The organism is Phyllobacterium sp. K27, assembly GCF_054796155.1.
Genome location: NZ_CM139240.1, coordinates 1,691,064 through 1,717,958 on the forward strand (window position 1 = coordinate 1,691,064; position 26,895 = coordinate 1,717,958).

General features: G+C 52.5%; 30 protein-coding genes, 1 other RNA gene and 1 pseudogene. 19 read left to right on the plus strand and 13 right to left on the minus strand.

The window, feature by feature from the left end; genetic code table 11:
• The first annotated feature begins 138 nt into the window (after positions 1-138).
• Positions 139-3,795 (plus strand): AsmA family protein, encoded by a 3,657-nt coding sequence (locus ACYJL1_RS08175; RefSeq protein ID WP_460897874.1) that lies wholly within the window; start codon positions 139-141, stop codon positions 3,793-3,795.
• A gap of 157 nt (positions 3,796-3,952) precedes the next feature.
• On the opposite strand, the gene ACYJL1_RS08180 is transcribed toward ACYJL1_RS08175, so the two are convergent.
• From ACYJL1_RS08180 to ACYJL1_RS08200, 5 genes are all read right to left on the minus strand, one after another.
• Positions 3,953-4,438, minus strand: a complete 486-nt coding sequence (locus tag ACYJL1_RS08180) for a VOC family protein (protein WP_460897875.1) — start codon at positions 4,436-4,438, stop codon at positions 3,953-3,955.
• Positions 4,439-4,512: 74 nt separating this feature from the next.
• On the minus strand, positions 4,513-4,746 hold the full coding sequence (locus tag ACYJL1_RS08185) for a ribbon-helix-helix domain-containing protein (protein ID WP_460897876.1): 234 nt from the start codon (positions 4,744-4,746) through the stop codon (positions 4,513-4,515).
• Positions 4,743-4,934 carry a DUF4169 family protein gene (locus ACYJL1_RS08190; protein WP_460897877.1) on the minus strand — a complete coding sequence of 64 codons (192 nt, stop codon included), beginning with the start codon at positions 4,932-4,934 and terminating at the stop codon, positions 4,743-4,745. Before ACYJL1_RS08190 ends, ACYJL1_RS08185 begins: the two co-directional genes overlap by 4 nt.
• An 8-nt stretch (positions 4,935-4,942) precedes the next feature.
• The gene (locus ACYJL1_RS08195; RefSeq protein WP_460897878.1) at positions 4,943-5,536 is read right to left on the minus strand and encodes an SspB family protein; all 594 of its coding nucleotides are present in this window, start codon (positions 5,534-5,536) and stop codon (positions 4,943-4,945) included.
• Between the two features lie 206 nt (positions 5,537-5,742).
• The gene (locus ACYJL1_RS08200; protein ID WP_460897879.1) at positions 5,743-6,450 is read right to left on the minus strand and encodes a TetR/AcrR family transcriptional regulator; all 708 of its coding nucleotides are present in this window, start codon (positions 6,448-6,450) and stop codon (positions 5,743-5,745) included.
• Positions 6,451-6,753: 303 nt separating this feature from the next.
• Here ACYJL1_RS08200 and ACYJL1_RS08205 point away from each other — a divergent pair, with 303 nt between their 5' ends.
• Entirely contained in the window at positions 6,754-7,962 is a 1,209-nt protein-coding gene (locus ACYJL1_RS08205) for a multidrug effflux MFS transporter (RefSeq protein ID WP_460897880.1), read from the plus strand.
• A 52-nt stretch (positions 7,963-8,014) separates the two neighbouring features.
• On the opposite strand, the gene ACYJL1_RS08210 is transcribed toward ACYJL1_RS08205, so the two are convergent.
• The 6 genes from ACYJL1_RS08210 to ssrA all read right to left on the minus strand — a co-directional run bounded on the left by ACYJL1_RS08210 (position 8,015) and on the right by ssrA (position 11,153).
• Positions 8,015-8,560, minus strand: coding sequence for an AAA family ATPase (locus tag ACYJL1_RS08210; RefSeq protein WP_460897881.1), 546 nt, complete (start codon positions 8,558-8,560; stop codon positions 8,015-8,017).
• A gap of 169 nt (positions 8,561-8,729) precedes the next feature.
• Complete coding sequence (locus ACYJL1_RS08215) at positions 8,730-8,996, minus strand: hypothetical protein (RefSeq protein WP_460897882.1); 267 nt, start codon at positions 8,994-8,996, stop codon at positions 8,730-8,732.
• 42 nt (positions 8,997-9,038) lie between these two features.
• On the minus strand, positions 9,039-9,809 hold the full coding sequence (locus ACYJL1_RS08220; RefSeq protein ID WP_460897883.1) for a DUF899 domain-containing protein: 771 nt from the start codon (positions 9,807-9,809) through the stop codon (positions 9,039-9,041).
• Between the two features lie 39 nt (positions 9,810-9,848).
• Positions 9,849-10,322: an SRPBCC domain-containing protein gene (locus tag ACYJL1_RS08225; RefSeq protein ID WP_460897884.1), complete on the minus strand. Its 474-nt coding sequence runs from the start codon at positions 10,320-10,322 to the stop codon at positions 9,849-9,851.
• Positions 10,306-10,656 (minus strand): ArsR/SmtB family transcription factor, encoded by a 351-nt coding sequence (locus tag ACYJL1_RS08230; protein WP_460897885.1) that lies wholly within the window; start codon positions 10,654-10,656, stop codon positions 10,306-10,308. Before ACYJL1_RS08230 ends, ACYJL1_RS08225 begins: the two co-directional genes overlap by 17 nt.
• Positions 10,657-10,794: 138 nt before the next feature.
• Positions 10,795-11,153, minus strand: a transfer-messenger RNA (tmRNA) gene (gene ssrA, locus ACYJL1_RS08235).
• 94 nt (positions 11,154-11,247) lie between these two features.
• Between ssrA and ACYJL1_RS08240 the strand changes: the two genes are divergently transcribed.
• Positions 11,248-11,835, plus strand: coding sequence for a tyrosine phosphatase family protein (locus ACYJL1_RS08240; RefSeq protein ID WP_460894965.1), 588 nt, complete (start codon positions 11,248-11,250; stop codon positions 11,833-11,835).
• A gap of 17 nt (positions 11,836-11,852) precedes the next feature.
• Here the strand turns inward: ACYJL1_RS08240 and ACYJL1_RS08245 are convergent, their stop codons facing one another.
• Positions 11,853-12,059 carry a hypothetical protein gene (locus ACYJL1_RS08245; protein WP_115052592.1) on the minus strand — a complete coding sequence of 69 codons (207 nt, stop codon included), beginning with the start codon at positions 12,057-12,059 and terminating at the stop codon, positions 11,853-11,855.
• Between the two features lie 277 nt (positions 12,060-12,336).
• Here ACYJL1_RS08245 and ACYJL1_RS08250 point away from each other — a divergent pair, with 277 nt between their 5' ends.
• From ACYJL1_RS08250 to ACYJL1_RS08280, 7 genes and pseudogenes are all read left to right on the plus strand, one after another.
• Positions 12,337-12,648, plus strand: a complete 312-nt coding sequence (locus tag ACYJL1_RS08250) for a DUF2853 family protein (RefSeq protein ID WP_460894966.1) — start codon at positions 12,337-12,339, stop codon at positions 12,646-12,648.
• Between the two features lie 122 nt (positions 12,649-12,770).
• Entirely contained in the window at positions 12,771-13,565 is a 795-nt protein-coding gene (locus ACYJL1_RS08255; protein ID WP_460894967.1) for a thymidylate synthase, read from the plus strand.
• A gap of 49 nt (positions 13,566-13,614) precedes the next feature.
• Complete coding sequence (locus tag ACYJL1_RS08260) at positions 13,615-14,118, plus strand: dihydrofolate reductase (protein WP_460894968.1); 504 nt, start codon at positions 13,615-13,617, stop codon at positions 14,116-14,118.
• Positions 14,119-14,307: 189 nt separating this feature from the next.
• Positions 14,308-15,414, plus strand: coding sequence for an FtsH protease activity modulator HflK (hflK, locus tag ACYJL1_RS08265; protein ID WP_460894969.1), 1,107 nt, complete (start codon positions 14,308-14,310; stop codon positions 15,412-15,414).
• A complete protein-coding gene (hflC, locus tag ACYJL1_RS08270) occupies positions 15,414-16,358 on the plus strand; it encodes a protease modulator HflC (RefSeq protein WP_460894970.1) in 945 nt (314 codons plus the stop codon). The genes hflK and hflC overlap by 1 nt, the downstream gene beginning before the upstream one ends.
• Positions 16,359-16,373: 15 nt before the next feature.
• The gene (locus ACYJL1_RS08275; RefSeq protein WP_460894971.1) at positions 16,374-16,559 is read left to right on the plus strand and encodes a DUF2065 domain-containing protein; all 186 of its coding nucleotides are present in this window, start codon (positions 16,374-16,376) and stop codon (positions 16,557-16,559) included.
• 304 nt (positions 16,560-16,863) lie between these two features.
• Positions 16,864-18,261 (plus strand): annotated as a pseudogene (locus ACYJL1_RS08280) (DegQ family serine endoprotease); the annotation flags it as partial.
• A 167-nt stretch (positions 18,262-18,428) separates the two neighbouring features.
• On the opposite strand, the gene serB reads toward ACYJL1_RS08280, so the two are convergent.
• Entirely contained in the window at positions 18,429-19,316 is an 888-nt protein-coding gene (serB, locus tag ACYJL1_RS08285; protein ID WP_460894972.1) for a phosphoserine phosphatase SerB, read from the minus strand.
• Positions 19,317-19,331: 15 nt separating this feature from the next.
• Here serB and miaA point away from each other — a divergent pair, with 15 nt between their 5' ends.
• The 9 genes from miaA to ACYJL1_RS08330 all read left to right on the plus strand — a co-directional run bounded on the left by miaA (position 19,332) and on the right by ACYJL1_RS08330 (position 26,886).
• The gene (miaA, locus tag ACYJL1_RS08290; protein ID WP_460894973.1) at positions 19,332-20,225 is read left to right on the plus strand and encodes a tRNA (adenosine(37)-N6)-dimethylallyltransferase MiaA; all 894 of its coding nucleotides are present in this window, start codon (positions 19,332-19,334) and stop codon (positions 20,223-20,225) included.
• A 320-nt stretch (positions 20,226-20,545) separates the two neighbouring features.
• Complete coding sequence (locus tag ACYJL1_RS08295) at positions 20,546-22,300, plus strand: acetolactate synthase 3 large subunit (RefSeq protein WP_460897972.1); 1,755 nt, start codon at positions 20,546-20,548, stop codon at positions 22,298-22,300.
• Positions 22,301-22,317: 17 nt separating this feature from the next.
• Positions 22,318-22,890, plus strand: coding sequence for an acetolactate synthase small subunit (gene ilvN, locus ACYJL1_RS08300; protein WP_115052604.1), 573 nt, complete (start codon positions 22,318-22,320; stop codon positions 22,888-22,890).
• 116 nt (positions 22,891-23,006) lie between these two features.
• Positions 23,007-23,600 (plus strand): LysE family translocator, encoded by a 594-nt coding sequence (locus ACYJL1_RS08305; protein ID WP_460894974.1) that lies wholly within the window; start codon positions 23,007-23,009, stop codon positions 23,598-23,600.
• A gap of 37 nt (positions 23,601-23,637) precedes the next feature.
• Positions 23,638-24,258: a nitrile hydratase subunit alpha gene (gene nthA / locus ACYJL1_RS08310; protein WP_460894975.1), complete on the plus strand. Its 621-nt coding sequence runs from the start codon at positions 23,638-23,640 to the stop codon at positions 24,256-24,258.
• Positions 24,255-24,914 (plus strand): nitrile hydratase subunit beta, encoded by a 660-nt coding sequence (gene nthB, locus ACYJL1_RS08315; protein ID WP_460894976.1) that lies wholly within the window; start codon positions 24,255-24,257, stop codon positions 24,912-24,914. The genes nthA and nthB overlap by 4 nt, the downstream gene beginning before the upstream one ends.
• Positions 24,915-24,924: 10 nt before the next feature.
• Positions 24,925-25,257, plus strand: a complete 333-nt coding sequence (locus tag ACYJL1_RS08320) for a nitrile hydratase accessory protein (protein ID WP_460897973.1) — start codon at positions 24,925-24,927, stop codon at positions 25,255-25,257.
• A gap of 2 nt (positions 25,258-25,259) precedes the next feature.
• On the plus strand, positions 25,260-25,697 hold the full coding sequence (locus ACYJL1_RS08325) for a hypothetical protein (protein WP_460894977.1): 438 nt from the start codon (positions 25,260-25,262) through the stop codon (positions 25,695-25,697).
• Between the two features lie 61 nt (positions 25,698-25,758).
• Positions 25,759-26,886 (plus strand): ATP-dependent DNA helicase, encoded by a 1,128-nt coding sequence (locus tag ACYJL1_RS08330; protein WP_460894978.1) that lies wholly within the window; start codon positions 25,759-25,761, stop codon positions 26,884-26,886.
• Positions 26,887-26,895 lie beyond the last annotated feature (9 nt).

The following is a 26,895-nucleotide window of genomic DNA, read 5'->3' on the forward strand; positions in this document are numbered from 1 at the left end:
AAGCATGGTGTAAGCATTGCAAATCGCGCGTAAAACCGGTCATGTCTCGGCGCTGCCATAAAGTCGTTTCTATGGTGACCGGCGCGAACCTATCGGAGTAAGACACTGGCACGTTTGTTTGTTTTCATCGGCGGATTGTTGGTACTGCTGCTGACGGCGGCGCTCGTGGTGCCATATTTCGTCGATTGGGCCGGTTATCGCTCTTCGTTCGAACGAGAAGCTTCCACTTTGCTTGGCCGTCCGGTGACTGTTGCCGGAAACGCCAGTGCGCGGCTGTTGCCATTTCCATCCGTGACTTTTTCAGACGTGCGCGTCGGTGACCCCGGTGTCGAACCGGTGATAACTGTCGAGAAATTCTCGATGGACGCGGAACTCGCACCCTTTTTGCGTGGCGAGATTCTCATATTCGATATGCGGCTGGAAAAGCCGGCGGCAACCGTGCGGATCAATGAAGGCGGCATTGTCGATTGGGCTATCCGGCCACGGACACCTTTCCAGAAGACGCAGGTCAAGTTGGAGAATCTGCAGATAAACAATGGTTCGTTGATTGTCCGCGATGCTTCGACGGGCACGACCCGCTCCCTTTCTGATCTGAATGCTACCATGTCTGCTGAAGACCTTTCCGGGCCGTGGAAATTCGATGGAAGCCTGTTCTTCAATGGCGAGAAATTGTCTGTTTCGTCTTCGACCGGTGCGTTAAAGCCTGACGGATCGTTGCAAATGCATGCGCGTGTCATTCCCGATCGTATTCCGGCGACGATGGAAACTGACGGTCAGATCACGCTCGATCAAGGCGCCTTGAAATATGCCGGCCGTATTGACATTCGCTCCCGCGACGAACCCATTGTTAAAACTGGAGAAAAGGCCGAATCGACAGAGAAGCCATTGCTTTCCGATCTTCGCTTGTTTGGACAATTCGAAGCCGACCATGCAAGGATAGTCATACCGGAATTCCGTATGGAACAAGGGCCCGCCGCCGACCCCTATGTGGTCAACGGGAATGCCCATTTTGATTATGGCTCTGATCCGCGATTTGAGGTGAAAGCCGATGGCCAGCAGGTTACTTTCGGCAATCAGGAGCAGGAGCAGGAAAACGCGAAGGAAAGCTCTGAAACGACGGAACAACGCCTTGGCATATTTCGGCGTCTGATGGATCAATTGCCAGTACCCACTGTGCCTGGCAGAATCGATCTGAAACTACCTGCTATCGTGGCGGGCGATACGACAATACGTTCTGTCACGGTTGATGCAGCGCCCGCCGCCGGTAATTGGACGATAAATCAGCTCAAAGCGGAACTGCCGGGGCGTACGCAATTTGAGGCAAAGGGCGTCTTGCAGGTTGGTGATAATTTCGGCTTCGATGGCAAATTGCTCGTGGCATCGCGCCAGCCTTCGGGACTTGCTGCCTGGCTGACGAACTCTGTGGATGATGCGATCCGCCGTATTCGCGGTGCGGGTTTTTCTGGCGATGTAAGCCTGCACGACGAATTGCAGAAGGTTGATAATCTCGAACTGGCGCTTGGTGGTGCATCATTGAAGGGATCGCTCGTTCGCAGCGCAAAGGGCGATTCACTGCCACTGACGCAGCTGAAACTGGAGGGCGGTGCGCTGGATGCAGATGCGCTAGGAGCCTTCTCGGCATTATTCAACAGCAATACGTCGAGCACAGATTCTTCAATCCTGAACGGCCAGGACCTTGATGTTGATCTGAAGGCGGGACCGGTTACCCATGATGGATTCATTGCCGAAACGGTGGATACGGCATTCCGTCTGCGCAATGGTGTGTTTGATATTGATCGCCTGACCATTGGCAATGTTGCTGGCACCACGATCACCGCCACAGGCAAATTGGAACCCTTTAAGGCGGAGCCATCGGGCTCGATTGACGCCACCCTGCTTTCAGACGACATGGCGCCGTTTGTAGATGCGCTTGCACAACGCTTTCCTGACTTCCCATTTCTCGTTGCCATGAAAGAGCGGGCATCGCGTTTTCCCGGTCTGTTTGAGGAAACGCAGCTGAGCGTTCTCGCCAATACGCTGCAGGGGAAGTCCGGAACAAACGAGTTTTCGTTAAGTGCTGCGGGAAAGTCCGGCGGGATGAACATCACCCTGTCCGGTACAAACATGATGAGCGACGAGCAACTGCGCACGCTCGAATTGACCATGAATGCCCGCACCGAGCACGCAGAAGGTTTGATGGCCTTTATTGGCCTGCCTGCCTTGCCGCTCGGTCTTGCAGGAGAGCTTGAAGCCGATATTGCTCTCAAAGGAAACCAGAAGGCCGGGTTTCAGACGCAGCTCGCTTTGAAAGCGCCAGATGGTCGCGCATTGTTGGACGGGAGTTTCCGCTATGCAGAAGGTGCTTTGAGCGGTGAGGGCCGCGCCTCGCTCAAAAGCACGGATATTGATGCTTATCTCGCCACGGCTGGCTATTCCTTGCCCGGCTTTGGTAATGGCATGCCCATTGATGCCGCCAGCAGCTTTTCGCTGAACAATGGCAAGCTCATGCTCCCTGACCTGAGCGGGCAGGTGAGCGACACGAAAATTGGCGGACGCCTCGGCTTTGTGCTCGAAAATGGCGTGCCAAACGCACAAGGCGATATCACGCTTGGCCAACTCAATCTTGATGCTGTAACGCAGTTTCTTCTCGGCACGGGCAGTACGGATGGTGAAGGCAGGTCGCTGTGGCCGCAACGGGCTTTTCTTGCAAGCCCACTCTTTCCGTTGAGTTTTGATCTGAAACTGCAAGCTGAAACGGCAGATGCGGGAATCATTGGCCAGATACGCAACTTTCAAGCCAATGCTTCACTGAAAGACGGTGCTTTGCGCCTCGATGACACGAAAGGCGATCTGTTCGGCGGCAAGTTGGGCGGCATGTTCGAGCTTCGCAACACAAGTGGTACTGGTTTGGCGACTGGCCAGTTCACGCTTGATCAAGCTGCCATTGATGAGATTTACCGGCCGGAAACTGGTATACCGCCAGTCAAAGGTAAGGCTAAAATATCAGCCTCGATAAATGCAACCGGAACCTCCATGGGCGAGTTTGTCAAATCGATTGCCGGCTCCGGCGTGGTGTCGGTCAGCGAGCTGGCAATCAACTCGCTCAATCCGGCAGCGCTCATACCGATTTTGGCGAATGTCGACGCTGTGGAGGGGCCTGTTACGACCGCCGCCATCAATACGACCATCGATCAATATTTGAACGCTGGTGTGTTGAACGCTACCGCTTCCGAGATTCCCTATACGATTGCCGGGGGAGTGGCGCGCACATCAACATTCCAGTTGAGTAACGAGGATGCCCGGCTTTCGGCTGATTTGCGGATAAGTTTTCCGGAAATGACGGTTGCTTCCCAAGGCAAATTTACCTTTGAACCCGGAAAGGCTGTGGTTGTCGGTGCTGATCCTGTGGTCGAGTTTGCGCTGGATGGTCCATGGAAAAATCCAGCGGTGACATTTAATCGTCAACCGCTGGAGCAGTTCCTGACCCAGCGCGCGCTGGAGCGCGAGCAACAGCGCGTCGAGACATTGCAAGCATCGCTGGTGGAAAAGCAGCGTCTGCGCCGCGAGACACAGTTGTTTCAGGCGTTGGCAGAAGAGCGGGTGAGGGCCGCGCGCATCAAAGCCGAGCAGGAAGCGCGTGAAGCGGCGGAAAGAAAAGCCGCTGAGGAGGCAGCGCGCAAAGCTCTTGAAACTCTGCCCGCTGCACCCCCGCCAGCACAGCCGCAAGGCGCAATTGACAGACAGTCGGTCGATGAGTTCTTGAAAACCATCGAGCCGACTACCGTTCCGCAGTGAGCCTGTTAAATTTGCAGTTATTGCGGTGCGTGGTTCGACAAGCTCACCATGAGGGAGATCGTGGATTGCAATGATGTGACGGGCGTCGCGATATTCATGCAGCCAAACTACTTCCCTCATGGTGAGCTTGTCGAACCACGCACCGCACACCTTGCAGTTATTCTCCCCTATAAGCCGCTTCCAGCTTGCTGATATCAAGTTTGTGCATTTGCAGCAGCGCTCCTAAAAGGCGGTCAACCTTCGTTTGATCTTTGTCCTGCATCATTTCAGTGAGTATGGACGGCACAATTTGCCATGACAGACCGTACTTGTCTTTAACCCAACCGCACGGACCGATTTCACCGCCATTAGCCGTCAGTTTCTCGGTGAGTTCGTCTATTTCAGCTTGGGACCCGCAATCGATTGTTAGAGAGATGGCCTCGTTGAACTTGAATTCCGGACCACCATTGAGCGCGATATATTCCTGACCGGCGATCTCAAATCGGGCGGTAAGCAATGAACCTTCCGGCCCCATTCCGCCCTTACCCCAGTAAGTTTTTTTAAGGATCTTTCCGCTCTCAAAAATGGAAAAATAGAAATCCATCGCTTCTTCGGCATTGCCTTCGAACCACAAGCATGGAGTAATTTTTTGTTTGATTGGCATGTCATTCCCTTTCATTGCGATTTGAACTGCCTGAAAGACGAAGGAAAGCTGGCCAATCCTACATGATGCCGGAATTATTTTTGCGTCGACATGCCACCATTTTGCACCCAGGCCAATGCGTACAACCGCAATGCGGATGAAAGGCTGGAGTCGCGATCCCGGTCCTTGTCAATCTCAGCGACAAGCGCCGCCAGGGTCATCTGGCGGTCTTGTGCAATGGAGGTAATGATTTCATAAAAAGGATCTTCGAGTGAAAAGCTGGTGCGGTGCCCATGAATTGTCACCGAGCGTTTCTGGACAAGGCTCACTTGTCGTCCGATGGCTTTTCCAGCCGACCGTTATCCAGAAACCGCTCTGCTTTATCTGATAAAGCGGTTTCAAATTTCTTGTCGGCTTTGGTTCGCCCGAAAAGGATACGGTTTTGGGCCGCAACCTTCTCTTCGGCATCTTTGGCCTTTCGCTTCCTGACCCGTCGGAGATTTACGATCTCAGCCATGGAAGCTCTTACTTCTTCTTGCGGAATGAATCGAGAGAAACGACTGAAGCCGAAGCTTTCTCGCCATTATCGTCGCTTCCTGCATCTTCCGGCGCTTCCGTTTTTCCAGATGCTTTCGCAGGCTTTTTTGCAGATTTTGCGGGAGGCTTTGGCTTGGCGCTGGTCGAAGCCAGCTTTGGTCCGTCAACAATCTCGGCTGGCGCTATGCTCGTAATGCCCTGATCATTGTCGCCAACGGCTTCTTCAACCTCGACATCAAACTCCAGCTCGAAGTTTACAGACGGGTCGTAGAAACCACGAATCGCGGAAAACGGTACGACGAGCCGCTCCGGCACATCGCCAAATGACAAGCCGACTTCAAGATGGGTATCAGTGACCTGCATGTCCCAGAACTGATGCTGAAGTACAATCGTCATCTGTTCTGGATATTTCTCGTGAAGCCGCGTCGAAATACGCACACCGGGTGCGCCGGTTAAAAAGGTGACGAAAAAATGATGGTTGCCCGGCAGTCCTGCCTTGGCAACTTCGCCTAGCACTTTTCGGATAACGCCGCGAAGCGCTTCCTGGGCAAGTATATCGTAACGGATCATATCTTGTGGCATGCACTCTTATCCCATGGATTCCCCCCTGCCTGTCAAGCGGAGATAGAAATCGTATCCGGCCATTATGGCGCATCGCTAATGCATTTGCGACTGCTTGTCAGCAATGGGGTTAAATTTATCCAATGAATAGAATATCGATATCTACAAAGGGTATTATCAATACAGTTTGCGGCAAAATTTGTGGCGGCTACGTAAAGGAGTGAAATTTAACTTACAGCCATCAGAACGGGAGCCGGTTGGTCACTGGTTTCCTGTTCGCGCGGACCATAGGCGCGCAAGAAAGTTTCAACAGCGTTGTTTGCGGCGGTCTGTAGCTCTTCTTCTGTCGGTTTCCCGCCAAACAGATAAATCATCTGGAGGTCAGCATTCACCAATGCCAGGAATTGGCGGGCGGCGAGATCAAAATCATCGATTTGCAATGCGCCCTTATGGGCGAGCTTTGCGAACAAGGCACCAAGCGTTGTGCTGATCTTGCATGGACCGTGCTGACGCCAGCCTTCAAACAAATGCGGATATCTCTCACCTTCTGACTGGACGAGCCTGCGCAAGAACTTTCCATCCTGATTGCACAGGCAATTCTTCGTCAGTCGCATGGCGAAGTCAGTCAAATCCTTCTGCAAATGATCCGGCTTGTCAGGGAAGGTCGAAAGTGTGGAGAAAAGCATAGCGTTCGCCCGCTCCATGACATCTTCGATTACCGCCACAAACAGCGTTTCTTTTTCGCGGTAGTGATTGTATATTGTCTGTCGCGATACGCATGCCTCAATCGCAATTTCATCAATACTGGCTCCCGAAAAACCTTCTCGGCAAAAGACGTTTGCTGCGGCGTCCAGAATGGAAACACGTTTTGAACATTGACCGTGTTGGGTAGGGCCGGTGTCTTTTCGTGCACTTGATGATCGGCTTGGGGCCATCGTACGATTTTTCATCTGACCAAGATAATGCGTCTTGACGTGTTAGACAATAGTGTCTAATTTTACAACTGTGTCCAAATATATTGACGCGCCATTTATTGCGTGAGCGCCGCTCCTCCCAAGCAGACGCCTTCATGTTTATCGTAGTTCCAGAATACCGGATGCAGCTTTCCGGAGGAAGCTGCGGAAAAATTACGGATAGAGCGGCTGTTTCATCAAGATGAGACAGTGCGCTCTATCAAAGCCGTTCAATTCGCAAGTGCAACGCGCTTATCTGCCGCGATTGCTTGAAAGAGCATCATCATGAAGTCCTCCTTCCTACGCTATGCAGTCATTCTTGGATTGTTGTCGGCCATTGGTCCTTTTGCGATCGACATGTATTTGCCTGCGCTGCCGTTCATCGGAGCGGATTTGGCGGCGGATGAAAATGCCGTGCAAATGAGCCTTTTGGCCTTCTTCCTGTCTTTTGCGCTGTTCCAGATCGTCTATGGTCCGCTTTCGGATATGTGGGGGCGCAAGCTGCCGCTCTATCTGGGGATCGGCTTGTTTACCGTAGCCAGCATTGGTTGTGCTCTGGCAACCAGTGTGGAGATGCTGATCGCATTCCGCTTCCTTCAAGGAATTGGCGGTGCGGCGGGCATGGTCATTCCGCGCGCCGTTGTGCGTGATATGCATACCGGCGTTCAGGCGGCCCGCCTTATGTCGCTACTGATGCTGGTGTTCAGCATTTCCCCCATCCTTGCGCCTTTGACAGGCAGTGCCGTTATTCACTTTTTCGGATGGCGCGGCGTGTTCTGGGCTGTAATGATTGCAGCACTCATCGGTCTGGTTTTGCTGTCAACACAGCTTGAAGAAACCCGGCCAAAGGAAGCGCGGGCCGAAAGTGGGCTGCGCAGCGCGCTTAATGCTTATGGAATTCTGCTGCGTGACCGCAATTTCATCATCTTGTCGATGATTGGCGGTTTTGGCATTGCGAGTTTCCTTGTCTATCTTGCCAACTCGCCTTTCGTCTTGATTGACCATTACGGCCTCACTCCAACGCAATACAGTATTGCCTTCTCGATCAATGCGGTTTCGTTCTTCACCGTGTCGCAATTGACCGGTTGGCTTGGCAGCCGCTTTGGCTTGGTACGTGTCATGCGTATGGCGGTCACAGGCTTTGGGTTAACATTGGCCACCATGGTTATTGTCATGGGCTCCGGCTTTGACCAATTGCCGGTTCTGGCTGCATTCCTGTTTGTGGGTTATGGGTTCCTTGGCCTTGTTATTCCAACGACCGGTGTTCTTGCGCTGGAAGATCACGGAGAAATTGCCGGTTCCGCATCGGCCTTATTGGGCACTTTGCAGTTTGTGATATCGATCATTGCTATGATTGTGGCAGCGCTTTTCTTCACAGGAAAGCCCCTGCCGATGGCAGCCGGCATTGCTATGTGCGCCGTGATAGCCTTCGCCATTACTCAGCTGACGATCGGCCGCCGCCGTCCTGTTGAAGTTGGTGCTGCTGCCGAATAATTCTGGGTTACAGATGTGGAGGAAAGGGCCCGAATGCAGTTTCGGGCCCTTTTCATGATAGGTGTTCGAGAATGAAATCGGCCCGTTGTCCCGCCGGCAAGCGTGGCACTTCGATCAAGTCATAGCCATAATCGCCATAGGCTTTCACCATGGCATGATAGGTCTGGATGGCGTCCTCAAACGTTTGTTTGCGTTCCTTATCCTGCTCGAAGATTTCCTCCCAGGGCGGCAGTATGAAAGCCAGTGGATTATAACGGTACTGCTCGCCAGCCTCTTTCACATGCGTGGGCACCGGAAGTTTCGATAGTTGTAAATAGCCTGCGACGTCCGGGATGCCGCGGTCAAAAAAGACTGTCCCTTCCATGTCTTTTGCAATGTCGTAAGATCGCAGTTCCCAGGAAAGCATCAATTCAGCGAAAAGAGCCGGGTCCTTCCAGGGGAGCGCTGGTCCCCTGATGCTCATTTGGTGCTGGATAATTGCTCGCCCGGCTTCGACTGAAGCGGCATGAGTGCGTTGTTTCAACTCTTCAATGAGAGTCGTTTTTCCTGAACCTGGGCCGCCTGTGAGGACGACAAAGCTTTCATTTACAATGTGCATGGATCGCTCCTGCTGACGCCGCCGCAATCACGGCTGTCAGCGTCATGGGTTTACGAACAGCAGACGCAAAGCGCCGCTGGCTTGGAAGGATTTGGGGGAGGGTGCCGGTGCTTGATCAGCGAACCGTATGGGAATTTAAACAAGTCTCTTTGGAAAACTCAAGCGGATTTCATTGGCGCTTGAGTTTTTCATAGTCCGCAAAGGACAGCTGTGCAGGCTTGATTTTATCTGTCGTGGCGCCACTGCAAATGGGTTGCGCCAGAATTTCGGCCAGCACAGAACGCTCATTATCGGCTGCCCTGTTGAGGTAGTGCCGGACATGCTCTGCGGCGAAAGCCGAGCCCGCAATCATAGTGATCGAAACGATGGCATAGCTGAAAATACGCAACCGCCGGGCGAGGATGTTTTTCAGCCCCGCCCGGGTTGCGGTTGCCATTGCGATACACAATGCGATGAGTGCGCAGCACATGGGGCGAACTCAGCTAGGCGCCGAACAGGCGCAGTCGGTTGTCTGCTCGCGGCTTTGAGCCGCTGCATTCCCGTTTCTGCCGCTGGTGTCTTTCAGACGCGCCCAATCGCCGAGGTTGAAATGCGGACCATTCTCGTTGCGGCCCTTGGGCATGACGTCGAAAAAGGCATAGACACCAAGGAATTGCTCATCGCCCCGGCCAAAGGCCGAATAGGTGTGATAGATCTGGCCGGCTTCATCCTTGTAGAACACGCTGCCACCGGAGAGATCATCGATCCCCGGATCGCCATGCTGATAATTATAGAATGCCGTGCCTTTTTCTCTTTCTTCCGCCGTGAAAGATACGTCGAAGTCATAGTTGAAGTCGCTATTGAAAGATGACACCCAAGGGAAATTCCAGCCCATGGCCCTGCGTGCGGCTTCGATTTCCGCGATTGGCGCGCGTGCAATCGAGACATAAGATACGTCATTGTTCGCAAGATGCCGCAAAATGCCATCCATATGATCGACGACAAGGCTGCAACCGTGACAGGGCTTTTCCTGACCCGGGGCCAGCATGAAATGCTTGACGAAAAGCTGACTGCGACCCTTGAACAGGTCGGACAGTGTTACCTTGCCCGATGGGCTGTCAAAGACATATTCCTTTTCGATCTTCACCCAAGGCAGCGCACGCTTTTCCGCACTCATCCGGTCTTGCGCTTTCATAAAGGCTTTCTCTTTTTCGAGCAGTGCAGTACGTGCCTGGAGCCATTGCTCGCGTGATACGATCTCATGTTGCATGATCATCTCCTGTTGCTGTTTGCTTCATCGCTGCTGACTTCAGGCGAGGAGTTCTTCCAACCTGTCAAAAGCACTGTTCCAACCCTTCCGGTGACCTTCGCAGTCTTCTACTGTTTCGAATTCGGACTGTTGAAACTGCATTTTGGTCTTACCCGCTAGATCTTCGAAATCAATTTTGACAAGTGTTTCCCTGCCAGCCTTTCCGTCTTCCTGGTCCCAGGCAAATGTGAAAACGAGCCGTTCATCCGGTACGACCTCGTGATAGGTTCCGCCGTGCCAGAGCTCTTCGCCGCTTGCTGCAGAATCAAGACAGGCGCGCCATTTGCCGCCGGGCCGCACATCTGCCTCGACAAAGCTTGCCGGATAGTCGCGGGGACCAAGCCATTGCAGCATTCGCTTCGGGTCGGTAAATGCCTTGAAAACCAGGGGGCGGGGAGCATTGAAAACCCGGTTGATTGTCAACACACGCCCTGATTCGGTGTTTGCAGTCGTGGCACTATTGTCCTGAATCATTGTTCTGCTCCTCCATCTGTATTTCTTCCAAATATTCTTCCAACCGCTCGAAGCTGCTTTCCCAGAAGCGCTTATAGTGCTCGATCCAGGTCTCCACTTCTTTCAACGGGGCAGCATTAAGGGTGCATGGGCGCCACTGCGCTTCCCGGCCACGAATAACCAGGCCTGCACGCTCCAAAACTTTCAGATGTTTTGAAATGGCAGGGCCTGACATTTTGAAAGGCTCGGCCAATTCCGTCACCGAAATTGTTCCGAGCGACAGCCGCGCAAGAATTGCACGGCGTGTAGGGTCGGCCAGTGCAGAGAAAATATTATCGAGGCGATCTGTTTGCATTGCTATCGAACCATTCGGTTATTTAACTTAATGGTTATATATGCCTCGCGAATGAGATCGTCAAGCGTAACTTTGCAAGCGGAAAGGTCTGCAAGCGCGAACTTTGCATGGCAGGAGGTTTTTCAGTGAGGGGAGAGAAGTGGAGGTTTCTGTTGCCAGGTACCTCCGAACCCCGCCTAGAAGTGCGAACCCCTAGGACTTAATTTGAAGCTATCGCACTGCATTAAGCAGCGAGACGTGCTTCCGCATAGTTGTCGTTTGCAACTACTGAGTTAGCCCGATAACGGTGGTACAATGCCGGGCAAAAGTTCGATCTTTACACCCTTGTCGATCCTATTTCGCCCCCGCCACAAGGCAGCGATAATCTGCTGCATTGTGGTGGAGGCGCCGGGTACCGCCCCCGGGTCCAAATGGCTTATTTCATCGTCCGTTTATCACCATAGCTGGCCGAAGCCAGCGGTACGTATATAGGTGCGCCACATAAATAAATCAACGCTCAAATCATTGATTTTCCGGTTGATGCAAGTGTAGCAGCCGCTGCTCTGTTGCCCTATAAGCAGAACGTACAATCATCAGCAAAGCGGTCAAATCATGCAGACATTGAAAATATCCACGCTCACAATATGCGGTATTGACGAGCTGCCCGATCAAAGGGAGCGCGGCGTCAGCCATGTGCTCTCAATTGTTGATCCCGATTGGCCGGCGCTGGAAGCTTTTCAAACCTATGGTGTCCATGATCGCACAATTCTGCAATTTCACGATATTATCGACGCTGCGCCGGACCGCATTTTGCCTCAAAAGCAGCATATGACGGAAATACTCGATTTCGGCTCACGCCTGCTTCAATCGGCAGAAGATCGCGTTGAGGGTCATCTGCTTGTGCATTGCCATATGGGCGTTTCACGTTCCACCGCTGCCATGCTGACACTGATGGCGCAAGACAGCCCTGACGAAAGCGAGGAGCTTCTTTTTGAGCGGTTGCGGACGATCCGCCCTCAGGCTTGGCCAAATTCTCTGATGGTTGGCTATGCTGATGATCTGCTAAATCGCAAGGGTCAACTGGTCGCCGAATTGCGCCGCCATTATGCGTTCCAGCTCAAGCGCGATGCCAGATTCGAAGAATTGATGAGGCGCATCGGTCGCACGCGTGAGTTGGAGATGGGAAGGGCGGCGGCCTGACAGTTCTGTGCCATAGGTTATTCAGGCACGAGGCCGTCGAAAACTTCCAGCATTGCATCGGCAATGGCTTTGCCCAGCGCCGCTCCGGATTCTTTCAATCCGGCTTCATCCATGTCGCGCGCGGCGAGCGCAAGCGCCGACCCTTCGGACCTGACTATTTCCTGAGCGCGCTCAATCGCCCACATGGCAAAATCACTTCGCGTTGTAATTTCTACAGTATCCATGGCGGTGCCTTCCTGTCATTTGATTGGGATGTAGTATCCTTTGGGGGAATTTTTCGAAAGCAGTTTCGTGTCGTTATCTGGCATTGACTGCCCCACACTGCAGCTTGCAGCCGTTTCGGCGTCCGGAGGATATGGTCTTTTCGCCCGGCTACTTTGTCGCAAAAGCTCGACAATGAACCACATTGCCTTCGCCTTTGCTCCTTGTATCCAAACGAAAAACCTCATACCATTTCGACCAGATTAATGAGTCCGGACCCTAACAATCAGGGGATTTTACATGAGTGACTATCTGACCGATGTTCGTCATTACGATGCTGCGGCTGATGAAGCCATCGTTGCAAAAATCGTCAAACATCTCGGAATTGCTTTGCGCAACCGGGATTCATCACTGGTATCCTGTACTGATCCTGAAGAATTGGCGCGCGTTCGCACCAATTGGGTGGGAAAAAAGCTCGGCCTGACAGATGCAGCCAAAGCCGATGCTGCAATCGAGTCCGTATGCGTGACGATGAAGGAGGATCGCACCAAAAGCCGTGTTACCTTCTATTATCTGACGGCGAAGGCGCTTGGAGCGCTGGATAGCATCTGAATTTTCGGCTCAACAGAACGAGCCTTGCTGTTTAACTGACGGCAGGGCTTTTTCTGTTTGCAGTGCTGTGGATCACGCACAAGTTTTACACCTTCGTTGGTCGAATCTGTTAAAGAGAAACGATGCGCACCTATCTTGATCTTCTACAGCACGTTCTCGACAACGGCTCCGACCGCGGCGATCGCACAGGCACGGGTACACGGTCGGTTTTCGGCTATCAGATGCGGTTTGATCTGGCCGAAGGCTTTCCGGCGCTCACCACGAAGAAACTTCACCTCAAATCCATCATCCACGAGTTGCTCTGGTTCCTGAAAGGTGACACCAACGTCGCCTATCTGCGTGAGAATGGCGTGACGATCTGGGATGAATGGGCCGATGAAAATGGTGACCTTGGCCCCGTCTATGGTTATCAATGGCGCTCATGGCCGACACCGGATGGCGGGCATATCGACCAGATTGCCGGTTTGCTCAGCGCCATACGAACCAATCCCAATTCACGACGCCTGATCGTATCGGCGTGGAATCCTGCGCTTGTTGATGAGATGGCGCTGCCTCCCTGTCATTGCCTCTTCCAGTTTTACGTGTCTGACGGCAAGCTATCCTGCCAGCTTTACCAGCGATCCGCAGACATCTTCCTTGGCGTTCCCTTCAACATCGCCTCCTATGCGCTGCTGATGATGATGATCGCTCAGGTGACGGGTCTGAAACCGGGTGATTTCGTCCATACGCTGGGTGACGCGCATCTTTATGCAAATCATTTCGAGCAAGCGCAATTGCAGCTTGCACGTAAACCGGGGCCATTGCCCGTCATGCATATCAATCCCGAAGTGACCGACCTCTTCGCTTTCAAGTATGACGATTTCCGTCTCGCTGATTATGTCGCTGAACCCGGCATCAAGGCGCCTATTGCGGTTTAGTTCGTCTGTCGATGAATAAAGTACTGCCTCTGAAGAGGGAGAAGTTTGAATGATCAGCTTTGTAGTTGCCATTGCGCAGAATGGTGTGATTGGCCGGGATAATGATCTGCCGTGGCGATTGTCTTCTGATTTGAAGCGTTTCAAGGCGATTACCATGGGCAAGCCCATCATCATGGGTCGCAAGACTTGGGATTCGCTTGGAAAGCCTTTGCCTGGCCGCACCAATATCGTCATCACGCGCGATCCTGCCTTTGGTGTCGAAGGTGTTATTTCGGCCCGCTCTATTGACGAAGCGCTGCTTGTCGCAGGCAGTCACGCCGACGCGGATCAAGTCGACGAAATCTGCATTATTGGCGGCGGTGAGATTTTCCGGCAGAGTTTCAGCCGTGCTGATAAGCTCTATGTGACGTGGGTGCTCGCGAGCGTGGAGGGTGACGTCCATTTTCCCGAGATTGATCCTGCGATCTGGTCGGAATCGTCCAGTGAAGAATTTCCCGCTGGTGAAAAAGACAACTATCCGACGCGCTATGTTGTCTACGAGAGACGCCGTTAACCTTGTCAACACGGCGCATATTATGAAAATGTCGTGATAACTGGCGATAATTGTTCGGTTTTTCAGCAAAAGGCCTAGAAAAGCATCGGCGTACGTTGAAAGCGAACCCCGCCGTCCCTATAAACGGGGTATTGGACTAGCGAGGGGTAGCCACAGGGTGGTGATTTTCGTTCAAATTAAGAGGTAGGAATGCCCTGGAGTAATCAGAACGGTGGCGGCGGTCCTTGGGGCGGCGGCGGTAATAACAATGGCGGTGGTGGTGGCCCTTGGGGGCAAAAACCGCAAGGCGGCGGTGGAGGCAATACGCCTCCGGATCTTGAAGACATTTTCCGCCGTGGTCAGGATCGCCTGCGGCAGGCAATCCCCGGCGGCAGTGGCGGTAGTCCAGCTATCTGGGGCCTGATCGGACTTGCCGTTGTAGCTTTTTGGGTTTTCCAGTCTGTCTATACTGTTCAGCCGGACGAGCGGGCAGTTGAATTGCGCTTTGGCAAGCCGAAGACGGCTATTGCTGAGCCCGGTCTGCATTTCCATTTTTGGCCAATTGAATCTTACGAAAAGGTGGAAATTGTCGAAAAGCAGAAGAATATTGGCGGGCAGGGTACACGCGGTGCCAAGGAAGGCCTGATGCTTTCCGGTGATCAGAACATCGTCGATGTTCAGTTCTCTGTGCTTTATCGCGTTTCCGATCCGGTTTCCTATCTGTTCAAGGTCCAGAATCCGGAAAATCTCGTACAGCAGGTTTCCGAAAGCGCCATGCGCGAGATCGTTGGCCGCAGCCCGGCTCAGGATATTTTCCGTGATAATCGTGCCGGTATAGCCAATGATGTGCGGGGCATCATCCAAAAAACGCTTGATGACTATGGCGCTGGAGTCGCCATCAATGCGCTCTCGATTGAAGATGCAGCTCCGCCGCGCGAAGTTGCTGACGCCTTTGATGAAGTTCAGCGTGCCGAGCAGGACGAAGACCGTTTCGTAGAAGAATCCAACCAATACTCCAACCAGAAGCTTGGTCAGGCTCGCGGTGAGGGTGCGCAGATCCGTGAAGATGCGGCGGCTTATAAAAGCCGTATCGTTCAGGAAGCAGAGGGTGAGGCCCAGCGCTTTACCTCTGTTTACGATGAATATGCCAAGGCGCCGGAAGTGACCCGCAAGCGTCTTTTCCTTGAAACGATGGAGCGTGTGCTGAAAGACTCTACCAAGGTTATTGTTGATCAGAACGGGCAGGGCGTTGTTCCCTATCTGCCACTGCCAGAACTGAACAAGCAGGCGAAGCCGGCAGCCGGAGGAGCACAGTGATGAACCAGAATCGTCTCCCGATTTATGTCGGTGCAATCCTTTTCGTCGCGCTTCTGGTCTATGCTTCAATCTTCGTTGTGCGGGCCGGACAGCAGGCTATTGTCCTGCGCTTTGGTGAAATCGTCGATGTGGAAACCGAGCCAGGTATCTATTTCAAAATGCCTTTCGGCTTTCTTGAAGCCGATAGTGTGCAGATGATCGAAAATCGTCAGCTCAGCTTTGAACTCGATAATATCCGTGTGCAGGTTTCCGGCGGCAAGTTCTATGAAGTCGATGCGTTTCTCGTTTACCGCATTACTGACGCTCGCAAGTTCCGTCAGACTGTTTCGGGTGATGTGACGTTGGCAGAAGCCCGTCTTCGTACCCGTCTGGATGCTGCTTTGCGTGGCGTATATGGCCTGCGCGGATTCGAAGCCGCGCTGTCCGATGAACGTGCAGGCATGATGCTTGAAGTGCGTGAGCAATTGCGTCCGGACTCCGAGTCGCTTGGATTGCAGATCACCGATGTGCGTATTCGCCGTACCGATCTTACTCAGGAAGTGTCGCAACAGACTTTTGCCCGTATGAGCGCCGAGCGTCTTGCTGAAGCCGAACGTTTACGTGCGCGCGGCCGTGAAGCTGCTCAGCGGATCAAGGCCATTGCCGATCGTCAGGTGGTTGAGATTGTTGCCGAAGCCCGCAGGGAATCGGAAATTATTCGTGGTCAGGGTGAAGGCGAACGCAGCCGCATCTTCGCGGAAGTTTTCTCCAAGGACCCGGACTTCTTTGCTTTCTACAGGTCAATGTCGGCCTATGGCACTGCACTGGAGAACACCGGAACAACAATGGTCCTTTCGCCTAACTCCGAGTTTTTCCGCTATTTCCAGGATGCTGGTGGAGCATTGCCGCCAGTTAGCGGGTCGACACCGCCTGCTCCTGCTGCAACAACACCTGCCCCTCAATAGGGGCAGGATCGGCTGATGACTGATTTTTTGGATGCCGTTGGGCTATTCCTCGTCTTTGAAGGATTACTCTATGGGTGTTTTCCAATCGTCGCCAAACGGGTTGCCCGCGATGTCAGCGAGCAACCCGATGGTTTCTTACGCGTAGCTGGCGTTGCATCGATCGCAATTGGCGTGTTCGTCATATGGCTTGTCCGCGGGTAGAGCTGGATGTTGCTTTGGAGTCCTGACCTAATCAGCAAATCTTGAGTTGAACTCCATCGAAATAAACGCTGAACTGCTATTCGGCCATACTTTCGACCATAGTGGTGGTTTTGCTGGCCTGAAATACTCGACCTTACTGAAAAGGCCTGTCGTCATGGTTTCCTGCACTGCCCGCAAAGCGCTTCGTTCTGCCACAGCCGCAATTGCATTGTCCGCCTTGGCAACCACCGGACTTAGCCCGGTGCTGGTCACGTCGGCATATGCCCAGACACAAGCGCCGGCTGTTCCCAATAGTGCGCAGCCAAGAGCGCAGGGGCCAGCTTCCGTGGCCGATCTTGCCGAGGGTCTTTTGGGCGCTGTTGTGAATATTTCCACGTCGCAGACCGTTAAAGGACGAGATGGCGAATCGGGTCCGATTCCGATGCCGAAAGTTCCCGATGGCTCGCCCTTCCAGGAGTTCTTCAATGACTATTTTGACAGGCAAGAACCGGGGAGGAACAATCCATCTCGCCAGGTACAATCGCTTGGTTCAGGTTTTGTCGTTGATGCCGAAGAAGGCATTATCGTAACCAATAATCATGTGATCGCCGATGCGGACGAAATCGAGGTCAACTTTAGCGACGGATCGAAGCTGAAGGCGGAATTGGTTGGCAAGGATACCAAGACAGATCTTGCCGTTCTCAAAGTTGATCCGAAGAAGCGCAAGCTTGTTGCTGTGAAATTCGGCGACTCTTCAAAAACGCGCATTGGCGATTGGGTTATGGCAATCGGTAATCCATTCGGTTTCGGTGGCACAGTAACCGTGGGCATTGTCTCAGCACGTAACCGCGATATTAATTCCGGACCCTACGATAGTTTTATTCAAACCGATGCTGCGATCAATCGCGGTAATTCTGGTGGGCCGCTGTTTGATATGTATGGTCAGGTCATCGGCATCAATACCGCGATTATCTCGCCAACCGGTGGCTCAATTGGTATCGGCTTCGCTATCCCTGCCGAGCTTGCGTCTGGCGTGATCGCCCAGTTGCGTGAATTTGGCGAAACGCGCCGCGGTTGGCTTGGCGTGCGTATCCAACCCGTGACAGATGATATTGCCGAAAGCCTCGGCATGACCACCAGCAGGGGGGCACTGGTTGCCGGTATTATTGATGGTGGTCCTGTTGCCAATGGTTCTATACTGCCCGGTGATGTGATTATCCGTTTCGATGGCAAAGAGGTGGCAACTGTTAAAGACCTGCCGCGGGTTGTCGCTGAAAGCCCCGTGGGCAAGGAAGTGGATGTCGTCGTCGTTCGCAAGGGCAAGGAACAGACAGTGAAGGTCACGCTTGGCCGTCTTGAAGATAGCGAGCAGGTTGCCAAGAAACCTGCTGATGCTGATCAGGATGAAGACGGGGCCATTCAGGGCGTCGATGTCTTGGGTATGACTCTGGGCATATTGGACGAAGATACCCGCAAGTCATTCGGTATCGCCAAAGAAGTCGAAGGTGTGCTCGTGACGGAAGTTCAGGATGATTCGGTTGCTGGCAACAAGCGGATACAAGCAGGAGATGTCATCGTCGATATTGCGCAGGAGACAGTTTCGACTCCGGAGGACGTTGCAGCACGTATCGAAAAGCTCCGCGATGAGGGCCGCAAGAATGCGCTCCTCATGCTCGCATCCAAGACCGGTGAGTTGCGATTTGTAACATTGCAGATGGATTGAGCATTCGGATACTCAATCTGCGTATGAAAGCACCCTGTTCGGTGATGTTTTTACCGGTTCAGATTCATTTCGAAGCATAATCGTGGGAGGTTGCAGAGAAAAGCTCGAATTTTCCTGTATTTTTTCCACCAGAGCGTGAAAAACGGTTGTGGGTAGGCGAGTAATTTTCAGATAATGAAGTCGGACTTTCGGTAACCCTGAATATAGAGAAGGGCAGTCAGATCACCGTGGTCAATCCGGACCTTTGCCTGTTCGGCAACGACAGGTTTTGCATGAAGAGCCACGCCAGTTCCCGCAAGCTGTAGCATGTCAAGATCGTTAGCCCCGTCGCCCACTGCGATCGCTTCTTTCGGCTCAAGGCCAAAACGTTGGCAAATTCCAGTTAAAGCGGCCACTTTTGCAGTACGCCCAAGAATAGGCTCCTTGACCTCGCCTGTTAGCGTTTCTCCATTATCTATCAATATGTTAGCGCTATTCTCATTAAACCCGATCATTTCGGCAATACGTTGCGTGAACACCGTGAAGCCTCCGGAAACAAGTGCCGTATAGGCTCCGTGTTTCTTCATGGTTCTGATAAGCTCTGGCCCGCCCGGCATCAAGGTAATCCGGCTGGCGATCACTTTATCAATGACTGAATAGGGCAGGCCCTTCAGCAGGGCAACGCGTTCTCGCAACGCGGGTTCGAACTCGATTTCGCCATTCATGGCTCGCGCTGTGATTGCGGCTACTTTATCGCGCAACCCGGCTTCTTCTGCCAGTTCATCGATGCATTCCTGCTGGATTATGGTCGAATCCATGTCAGCAATCAGGATTCTTTTTCGTCTGCTGTCTTGATTTTGAATAATAATATCAACAGGTTCACCATCAATCGCACGGGTAAGGAGGCTTCTGGCTTCTTCCGGGTCGCTGGTGTCTTTCAAAGTGATGTCACAGGCAATTCCATCGGCCAGCCAATAAAGACCTGTTGCATTGATAGCCGCCGAGGCTTTAATCCCCAGAGATGGTGTTAAATTGGGTGCGGCTGGATTTGCAATGAGCGTGGCCATCAGAGGCATAGGGGCGATTTCCATTTGGGCAGTGATTTGACGAGACAGATAATCCTGATAGCCGGACCAACGGCCAGCGGCAAGTCAACGCTCGCGCTTCGTTTAGCCGAGGAATTGGAAGGCGTGATCATCAATACGGATTCCATGCAAGTTTACAATGTGCTGGAACAGTTGACCGCCCGTCCGGGCAAGGCTGAGTTGGAACGGGTGCCTCATTACCTTTATGGACACGTCTTGCCATCCGTTGCCTATTCAACTGGTCGCTGGTTCTCAGATGTCGAAGCGCTGCTGAAATCTCCAGAACTTATTGAAAAGAATTGGATTTTTGCAGGTGGCACCGGGCTTTACTTCCGCGCGCTTCTTGGCGGTCTTTCAACAATGCCGGAAATTCCGGATGATATTCGCTCTTTCTGGCGGATGCAGGATACGGAGTTGGGTGCCGAAAAACTTCATGAACTTTTGTTGTTGAAAGATCCTCTTGCTGCTGCCTCGCTCCGCCCAACCGATAGCCAACGCATCGTGCGTGCGCTTGAAGTTTTTGATGCTTCGGGTCGTTCAATTGTTGAATGGCAAAAGACGGCTGGCCGGGCGTTGATCGATTCTGCCACGGCTAGAAAGATCGTTATTGAACCGGATCGGCAGTGGCTTGGTTCGCGTATCGCGAAACGTTTTGAAACAATGATGGAAGAGGGCGCTATTGAGGAGGTCAAGGTTTTGTTGTCACTCGGCCTGTCGCATGAACTGCCTGCCATGCGTGCGATTGGCGTTAAGGAGATTGCGGAAGTACTGGCCGGAAGATTAAAAGCCGAACAGGCGGCAGAACTTGCGACAATTGCCACGCGACAATATGCAAAACGGCAGATGACCTGGTTTCGCAATCAACTTGGTGATGATTGGGAAAGACTGCAATATCCGTGATTTATCAGCTTTTATCATTGCCGATGTAATCACATAGGCTGATTTACACTTTGCCGGTTGACGAATTGAAATCGCTAAATTATCGTCCGCGACCATGAAAACAGTTCTTATTGTCGTGGGACCGCGTATGGGCAGGGTGTTGTAAGCACCCGGCGAAAGCTCCCATGCGCGAAACACAGGCTCCCTCGGGGGCCTTTTTTATTTTCTACATCTCAGTTAAACGAAAGCACCTTCTGGAAGGCTTTGCGCCGCAGAATAGACGGGAAGAGACGATGACCGCAGATAAACAGGATAGCAGTAAAACCTCACAACGACGTGAAATGACCGGCGCCGAAATGGTCGTGCAGGCACTCATTGATCAAGGCGTAACCGATATTTTCGGGTATCCCGGCGGTGCTGTACTTCCGATTTATGATGAACTCTTCCAGCAGGACCAGATCAACCACATACTTGTTCGCCATGAGCAAGGCGCTGGTCATGCGGCTGAAGGATATGCCCGTTCCACCGGCAAGGTCGGTGTTATGCTCGTAACATCAGGCCCGGGTGCAACCAATGCTGTTACGCCGCTTCAGGATGCGTTGATGGATTCTATCCCGCTTGTTTGCATCAGCGGACAGGTTCCAACCAGCTTGATCGGCTCCGATGCTTTTCAGGAGTGCGATACCGTTGGTATCACGCGCCCTTGCACCAAGCATAACTGGCTGGTGAAGGACGTAAACGATCTCTCCCGCATATTGCACGAAGCTTTTCACATTGCGCGCACCGGTCGTCCCGGCCCGGTTCTGGTTGATGTTCCTAAGGATGTTCAGTTCGCAACCGGCTTTTACACGCCGCCGGAAACCAGTCCGCGCACCAGTTATCGCCCTACTGTTCAAGCGGATCTCGAATCCGTTAAACGTGCTGTAGCGCTGATGCTGACTGCGAAGCGTCCTGTGATCTATTCGGGCGGCGGCGTCATCAACTCAGGTGACGAGGCAAGCAAATTGTTGCGCGAGTTGGTGCAGTTGACCAATTTTCCTATCACCTCAACGTTGATGGGACTGGGGGCTTATCCGGCTTCGGGCAAGAATTGGCTGGGAATGCTCGGCATGCATGGCACTTACGAAGCCAATATGACCATGCATGATTGCGACGTTATGGTGAATATTGGGGCACGGTTTGATGATCGTATTACCGGGCGCTTGAGTGGATTCTCGCCCAATTCGAAAAAGATTCATGTCGATATTGATCCGTCATCAATCAACAAAGCCGTTCGTGTCGATATCCCCGTCATAGGCGATGTTGCCTCGGTTCTTGAGGATATGATCCGCTTGTTGCGTGCTTCATCCACGAAGCCTGACGCAAAGGCGATTGATGATTGGTGGTTGCAGATCGACAAATGGCGTAGCCGTAAATCCTTGTCTTACACGCGCAACAAAGACGTGATCATGCCGCAATATGCGCTTGAACGCCTCTATGCCTTGACCAAGGATCGTGACACTTACATTACGACGGAAGTTGGTCAGCACCAGATGTGGGCAGCCCAGTTCTATGGCTTTGAAAAGCCAAACCGCTGGATGACCTCCGGTGGACTTGGCACTATGGGATATGGTTTGCCGGCAGCGCTGGGGGTGCAGATCGCCCATCCAAATTCGCTCGTTATCGATATTGCTGGGGATGCCTCGGTTCAGATGACCATGCAGGAGATGAGCGCGGCTGTGCAATATGAAGCGCCGATCAAAATCTTTATCTTGAATAATCAGTATATGGGCATGGTCCGCCAATGGCAGCAATTGCTGCACGGCAATCGTTTGTCGCATTCCTATACGGAAGCATTGCCGGACTTCGTTAAATTGGCGGAAGCCTATGGCGGGCATGGTATTCGCTGCGAGAAGCCGGGTGATCTTGATGATGCCATTCAGGAGATGATCGATGTCAAAAAGCCTGTGCTGTTCGATTGCCGCGTTGCCAATCTTGCAAACTGTTTCCCGATGATACCGTCAGGCAAGGCGCACAATGAAATGCTTCTGCCCGATGAAGCGACGGATGAAGCCGTTGCAAATGCCATTGATGCCAAGGGCAGACAGCTCGTTTAAGAACCCGGAGAAATAGTATGAATGCTCAAAATCTAGCCTCCGGCTCGGCATATTTCATTGCCAAGGAGACTGAACTACCTGTCACGACTGTCCTATCTGTCCTTGTAGATAATGAACCTGGTGTGCTTGCGCGCGTCATTGGGCTCTTTTCCGGTCGCGGCTACAATATTGAAAGCTTGACTGTCTCTGAAACGGAGCACGAGCAGCATCTGTCACGCATTACCATCGTGACACGGGGTACGCCGCACATTCTTGACCAGATACGCCATCAACTAGAGCGGATCGTGCCAGTGCATCGTGTTGTGGATCTCTCAGTGCGCGCTGACGAGCTTGGTCAGGCTGGCCCAATCCAGCGGGAACTAGCGCTGGTTAAGGTTGCTGGACTTGGCGAACATCGCAATGAGGCACTGCGCCTTGCAGATGCATTTCATGCAAAAGTTGCTGATGCGACAACCGAACACTTCATCTTTGAAATCACAGGTAAAGGTTCCAAGATTGATCAGTTTATTGCGATCATGAAGCCGCTTGGTCTTGTCGAGATTTGCCGCACCGGCGTAGCGGCAATGAACCGTGGTCCTTTGGGCATGTGATCACCTTCTCAATCCCATCATTCCAACTTGTCAGGGCTAAATTGTGCCCCTGACAAGTTAGACATTGAGCGACGGTTGGCCAGATATTAGCGTTGCATTTTTGGGTTGGTTTTCAGATGACGCTCGATATTTTTCTGACACTGCTTCTTTTCGCTTTCGTGACATCGATAACGCCGGGACCAAATAATTTGATGCTGCTAACCTCTGGCGTCAATTTCGGTTTCAGGCGATCGATTCCGCATATGCTGGGCATCGGTTCCGGTTTCTTCACCCTGTTAATTGGCGTTGGCTCCGGACTTGGTGCATTGATTGAAACAATACCCGTGCTTTATATCGTCCTGAAATTTGCGGGAGGTACCTATCTTCTTTATCTTGCTTATAAAATTGCGATGTCTCGCTCAATAAGCAACGTTGATGGCAAGGCGCGGCCAATGACATTTCTCGAAGCGGCAGCATTTCAGTGGATCAATCCCAAGGCTTGGGTAATGGCTGTAACAGCCATGGCTACTTATACCTCTCCAGACGCCTATTTCACGACAATGATGACCGTGGGCATCGCCTTCGCCGTCGTTAATATACCTTCGGTATCGAGTTGGGCAGCATTTGGCCAGATCATGCGCAGTTGGCTCACCGATCCTGCGAGACTTAAATGGTTCAATATCACCATGGCAATTCTCTTGGTCGCTAGTCTTTGGCCTATGTTGAAGTGACCTTGCGCCCAGACGCGCAGATGCATAGGATTTTGCCATGTCAGATGATCACGATGACCACCACCATGATAATGAGCTTGACCCGATGGCTGCGCGGGTGCGTGCGCTGGAAACAATCCTTACCCAGAAGGGCCTTATTGATCCGTTGGCGATAGATGCCATCGTGGAGACCTATGAAACGAAGGTCGGACCGCGAAATGGTGCCAGGGTCATAGCAAAGGCGTGGAGCGATCCTGAATTTTCGGAATGGCTCCAGCGTGATGCTACTGCCGCCATTGCATCGCTCGGCTTCACTGGTCGACAAGGCGAGCACATGCAGGCTGTGTTCAATACGGCTGATACGCATAATCTTATCGTGTGCACACTTTGCTCCTGCTATCCGTGGTCAGTGCTTGGATTACCGCCGGTCTGGTACAAGTCGCCACCTTATCGCTCAAAAGCCGTGATCGATCCTCGCGGTGTTCTGGCTGAATTTGAGCTGGTCCTTCCTCAAACCACCAAAATTCGGGTATGGGATTCAACCGCTGAGCTGCGGTATCTGGTGGTGCCGTTGCGTCCCGAAGGTTCTCATGAACTGAATGAGGAGCAGTTGGCCGGTCTGGTTACACGCAATTCAATGATCGGAACTGGACTGGCTTTGACACCGGGGCATACATGAACGGGCCGCAAGATCTTGGCGGGCAAATGGGATTTGGCCCTGTCGCACCGGAAGTTGACGAGCCTTTGTTTCATGCGGGGTGGGAAAAGAGAGCCTTAGGTTTGATACTTGCTGCGGGCGGCATGGGGCATTGGAATATTGATGAAAGCCGTCATGCTCGAGAATGCTTGCATCCGGCCGATTATTATTCGTCGTCCTATTATGAAATTTGGATCAAAGCTCTGGAAGTTCTTCTGGAACGGCACGGGTTTGTCTCTGACAGCGAGCTGAAAGCAGGTCGGGCTTTGGTCAAAGGAACGGTTCCAAGGCGTGTGCTATTGGCAGGAAATGTGCCTTCCGTGCTCGCTAAAGGTGGTCCATGCGACAGGGAGATGACTGCGGAACCTCATTTTCAAGTGGGAGACCGCGTTAGAACCCGCAATTTACATCCCGAAACGCATACGCGACTACCTCGATATGCGCGCGACAAGATCGGTGTAGTTGAAGTCGTTCGCGATGGTTTCGTTTTTCCCGATACGAATGCGCATGGCAAAGGCGAAAACCCTCAATATGTTTATACCGTCGTTTTTCAAGCGACGGAAATTTGGGGCGATGCCGCAGACCCTCAGTTGGCCATCAGTATTGACGCTTGGGAGAGTTACCTTGAGCCTGCGTAGTCTCATCGGTATGTCCGCGGACCTTGGATGCGAAGTACCCGTTTTTGCTGAACCCTGGCAGGCAGAGGCATTTGCAATGGTGGTCGCGCTGCATGAGCGCGGATTATTCACCTGGACCGAGTGGGCAAAGGCTCTATCGTCGGAGCTTGAACAGTCGGGCAGGCTGGAAGATGCAAGCGACTATTATCAATGCTGGCTTGCAGCCTTGGAATCGCTCATAACGAAAAAGAAGGTTGCGCCAAGGGCAGATATAGATTTGCTGACGCATGCGTGGCAACGCGCTGCCTTGGCGACACCACACGGACAGCCTATCAGGCTGGAGAATGATCCTGATCGGGTATAGCTATGCTGGCAATAATGCGACGTATCTCGGTTCTTGCACCGCTCTTTTGGGGCCTTGCGCCAATGCAAGCAGTTGCACAGGCGGATATTTGGCCCGCACCCAACGAGGAAGAGTTGCGCAAGATCATTACGGGGTCGACCCTGACCGGTGAGGTGAAAGCGCAACCACCGTTCAACTTCAGCGAATATCTTGGCGCCGATGGCACGTCTCGCGGCAAGATGATCGAATGCTGCAAGCCGGACGAACTGATATCAAAAGGCATGTCATATTCGGGAGAGTGGGCGCTGGATCAAGGTAGCCTTTGTTTTACCTATGAAGGCGAAGAAAAGAAAATCTGCTGGAAGTTGCAGATCAAGGGAGACCGCTTTCGCATGCTGGACCAGCAATTCGGGCTTGCAGGCGAAGGGACGATCCGCTCCGGAAATCCTGATAATCTATAGACTAGCGTTCCTCGTCAGCATTTTCCTTGCCCTTTGACTACGAATCCTGTCTCTCAGAACGATGCAACTGTCACCACAACAGGATGAGGCCTTACAGGCCGTTTCAAAATGGCTGAAGGGCGGGCGGAGTCCGATTTTCAGGCTATTCGGCTATGCCGGCACTGGTAAAACAACACTTGCGCGTTATTTTGCTGAACATATTGAAGGCGATGTTCAATTTGCCGCGTTTACCGGCAAGGCTGCGCAGGTACTACGCTCAAAGGGGGCCAGGAATGCGCGCACACTTCACTCACTCATCTATAGGCCGCGCGGTGAAGAGGCTGTTGAAAATGAAACGACTGGCAAGACCAGCATTGCGCCAACCTTTTCCCTTAATCGCCAAAGCCCGGTAGCAAAGGCAAAATTGATCGTTGTCGACGAATGCTCAATGGTTGATGAGCAATTGGGACGGGATCTTATGAGTTTCGGGACGCCAATTCTTGTGTTGGGCGATCCGGGACAGTTGCCGCCTATATCTGGCGGGGGCTTCTTTACCGAGCACGAGCCAGATTTCCTGTTGAGCGAGATTCACCGACAAGCCCGCGACAATCCCATCTTGCGATTGGCGCTCGACGTTCGCGAAGGTCGCGAATTTGAGTTTGGCGACTATGGTGCTGCCAAAGTGATCTCCAAATCCGAGGTAACTCAAGAGTTGGTGTTGGGTGCGGATCAGGTTTTGGTCGGAACCAATCGGACTCGTAAGCGATATAATCAGCGTCTAAGAGAACTCAAAGGATTTTCAGCTGCATTTCCGCAGGCAGGCGACAAGCTGGTCTGTTTACGCAACGATCCAGCCAAGGGCCTTCTCAACGGTTCTCTTTGGAAGGTGATGACCTCCTCACGTGAAACGGTGAAACCTGGTATCAATTTGTTGATTGCGCCGGAAGACGAAGAGCCGGGTCGCGGTGTTGCAAAAATAAAGCTTTTGAAAGCGCAGTTTGACGACCCCGATGTTGAGATTCCCTGGCAAACGAAAAAGCGTTTCGATGATTTCGACTACGGCTATGCATTAACCACGCATAAGGCGCAGGGTTCGCAGTGGAACGAAGTTGTGCTGTTTGATGAGAGCTATGCATTCCGCGACACACGGGAACGCTGGCTGTACACGGCAATTACACGTGCCGCTGAACGCTTGACTGTTGTAAGGTAACTTCAACCG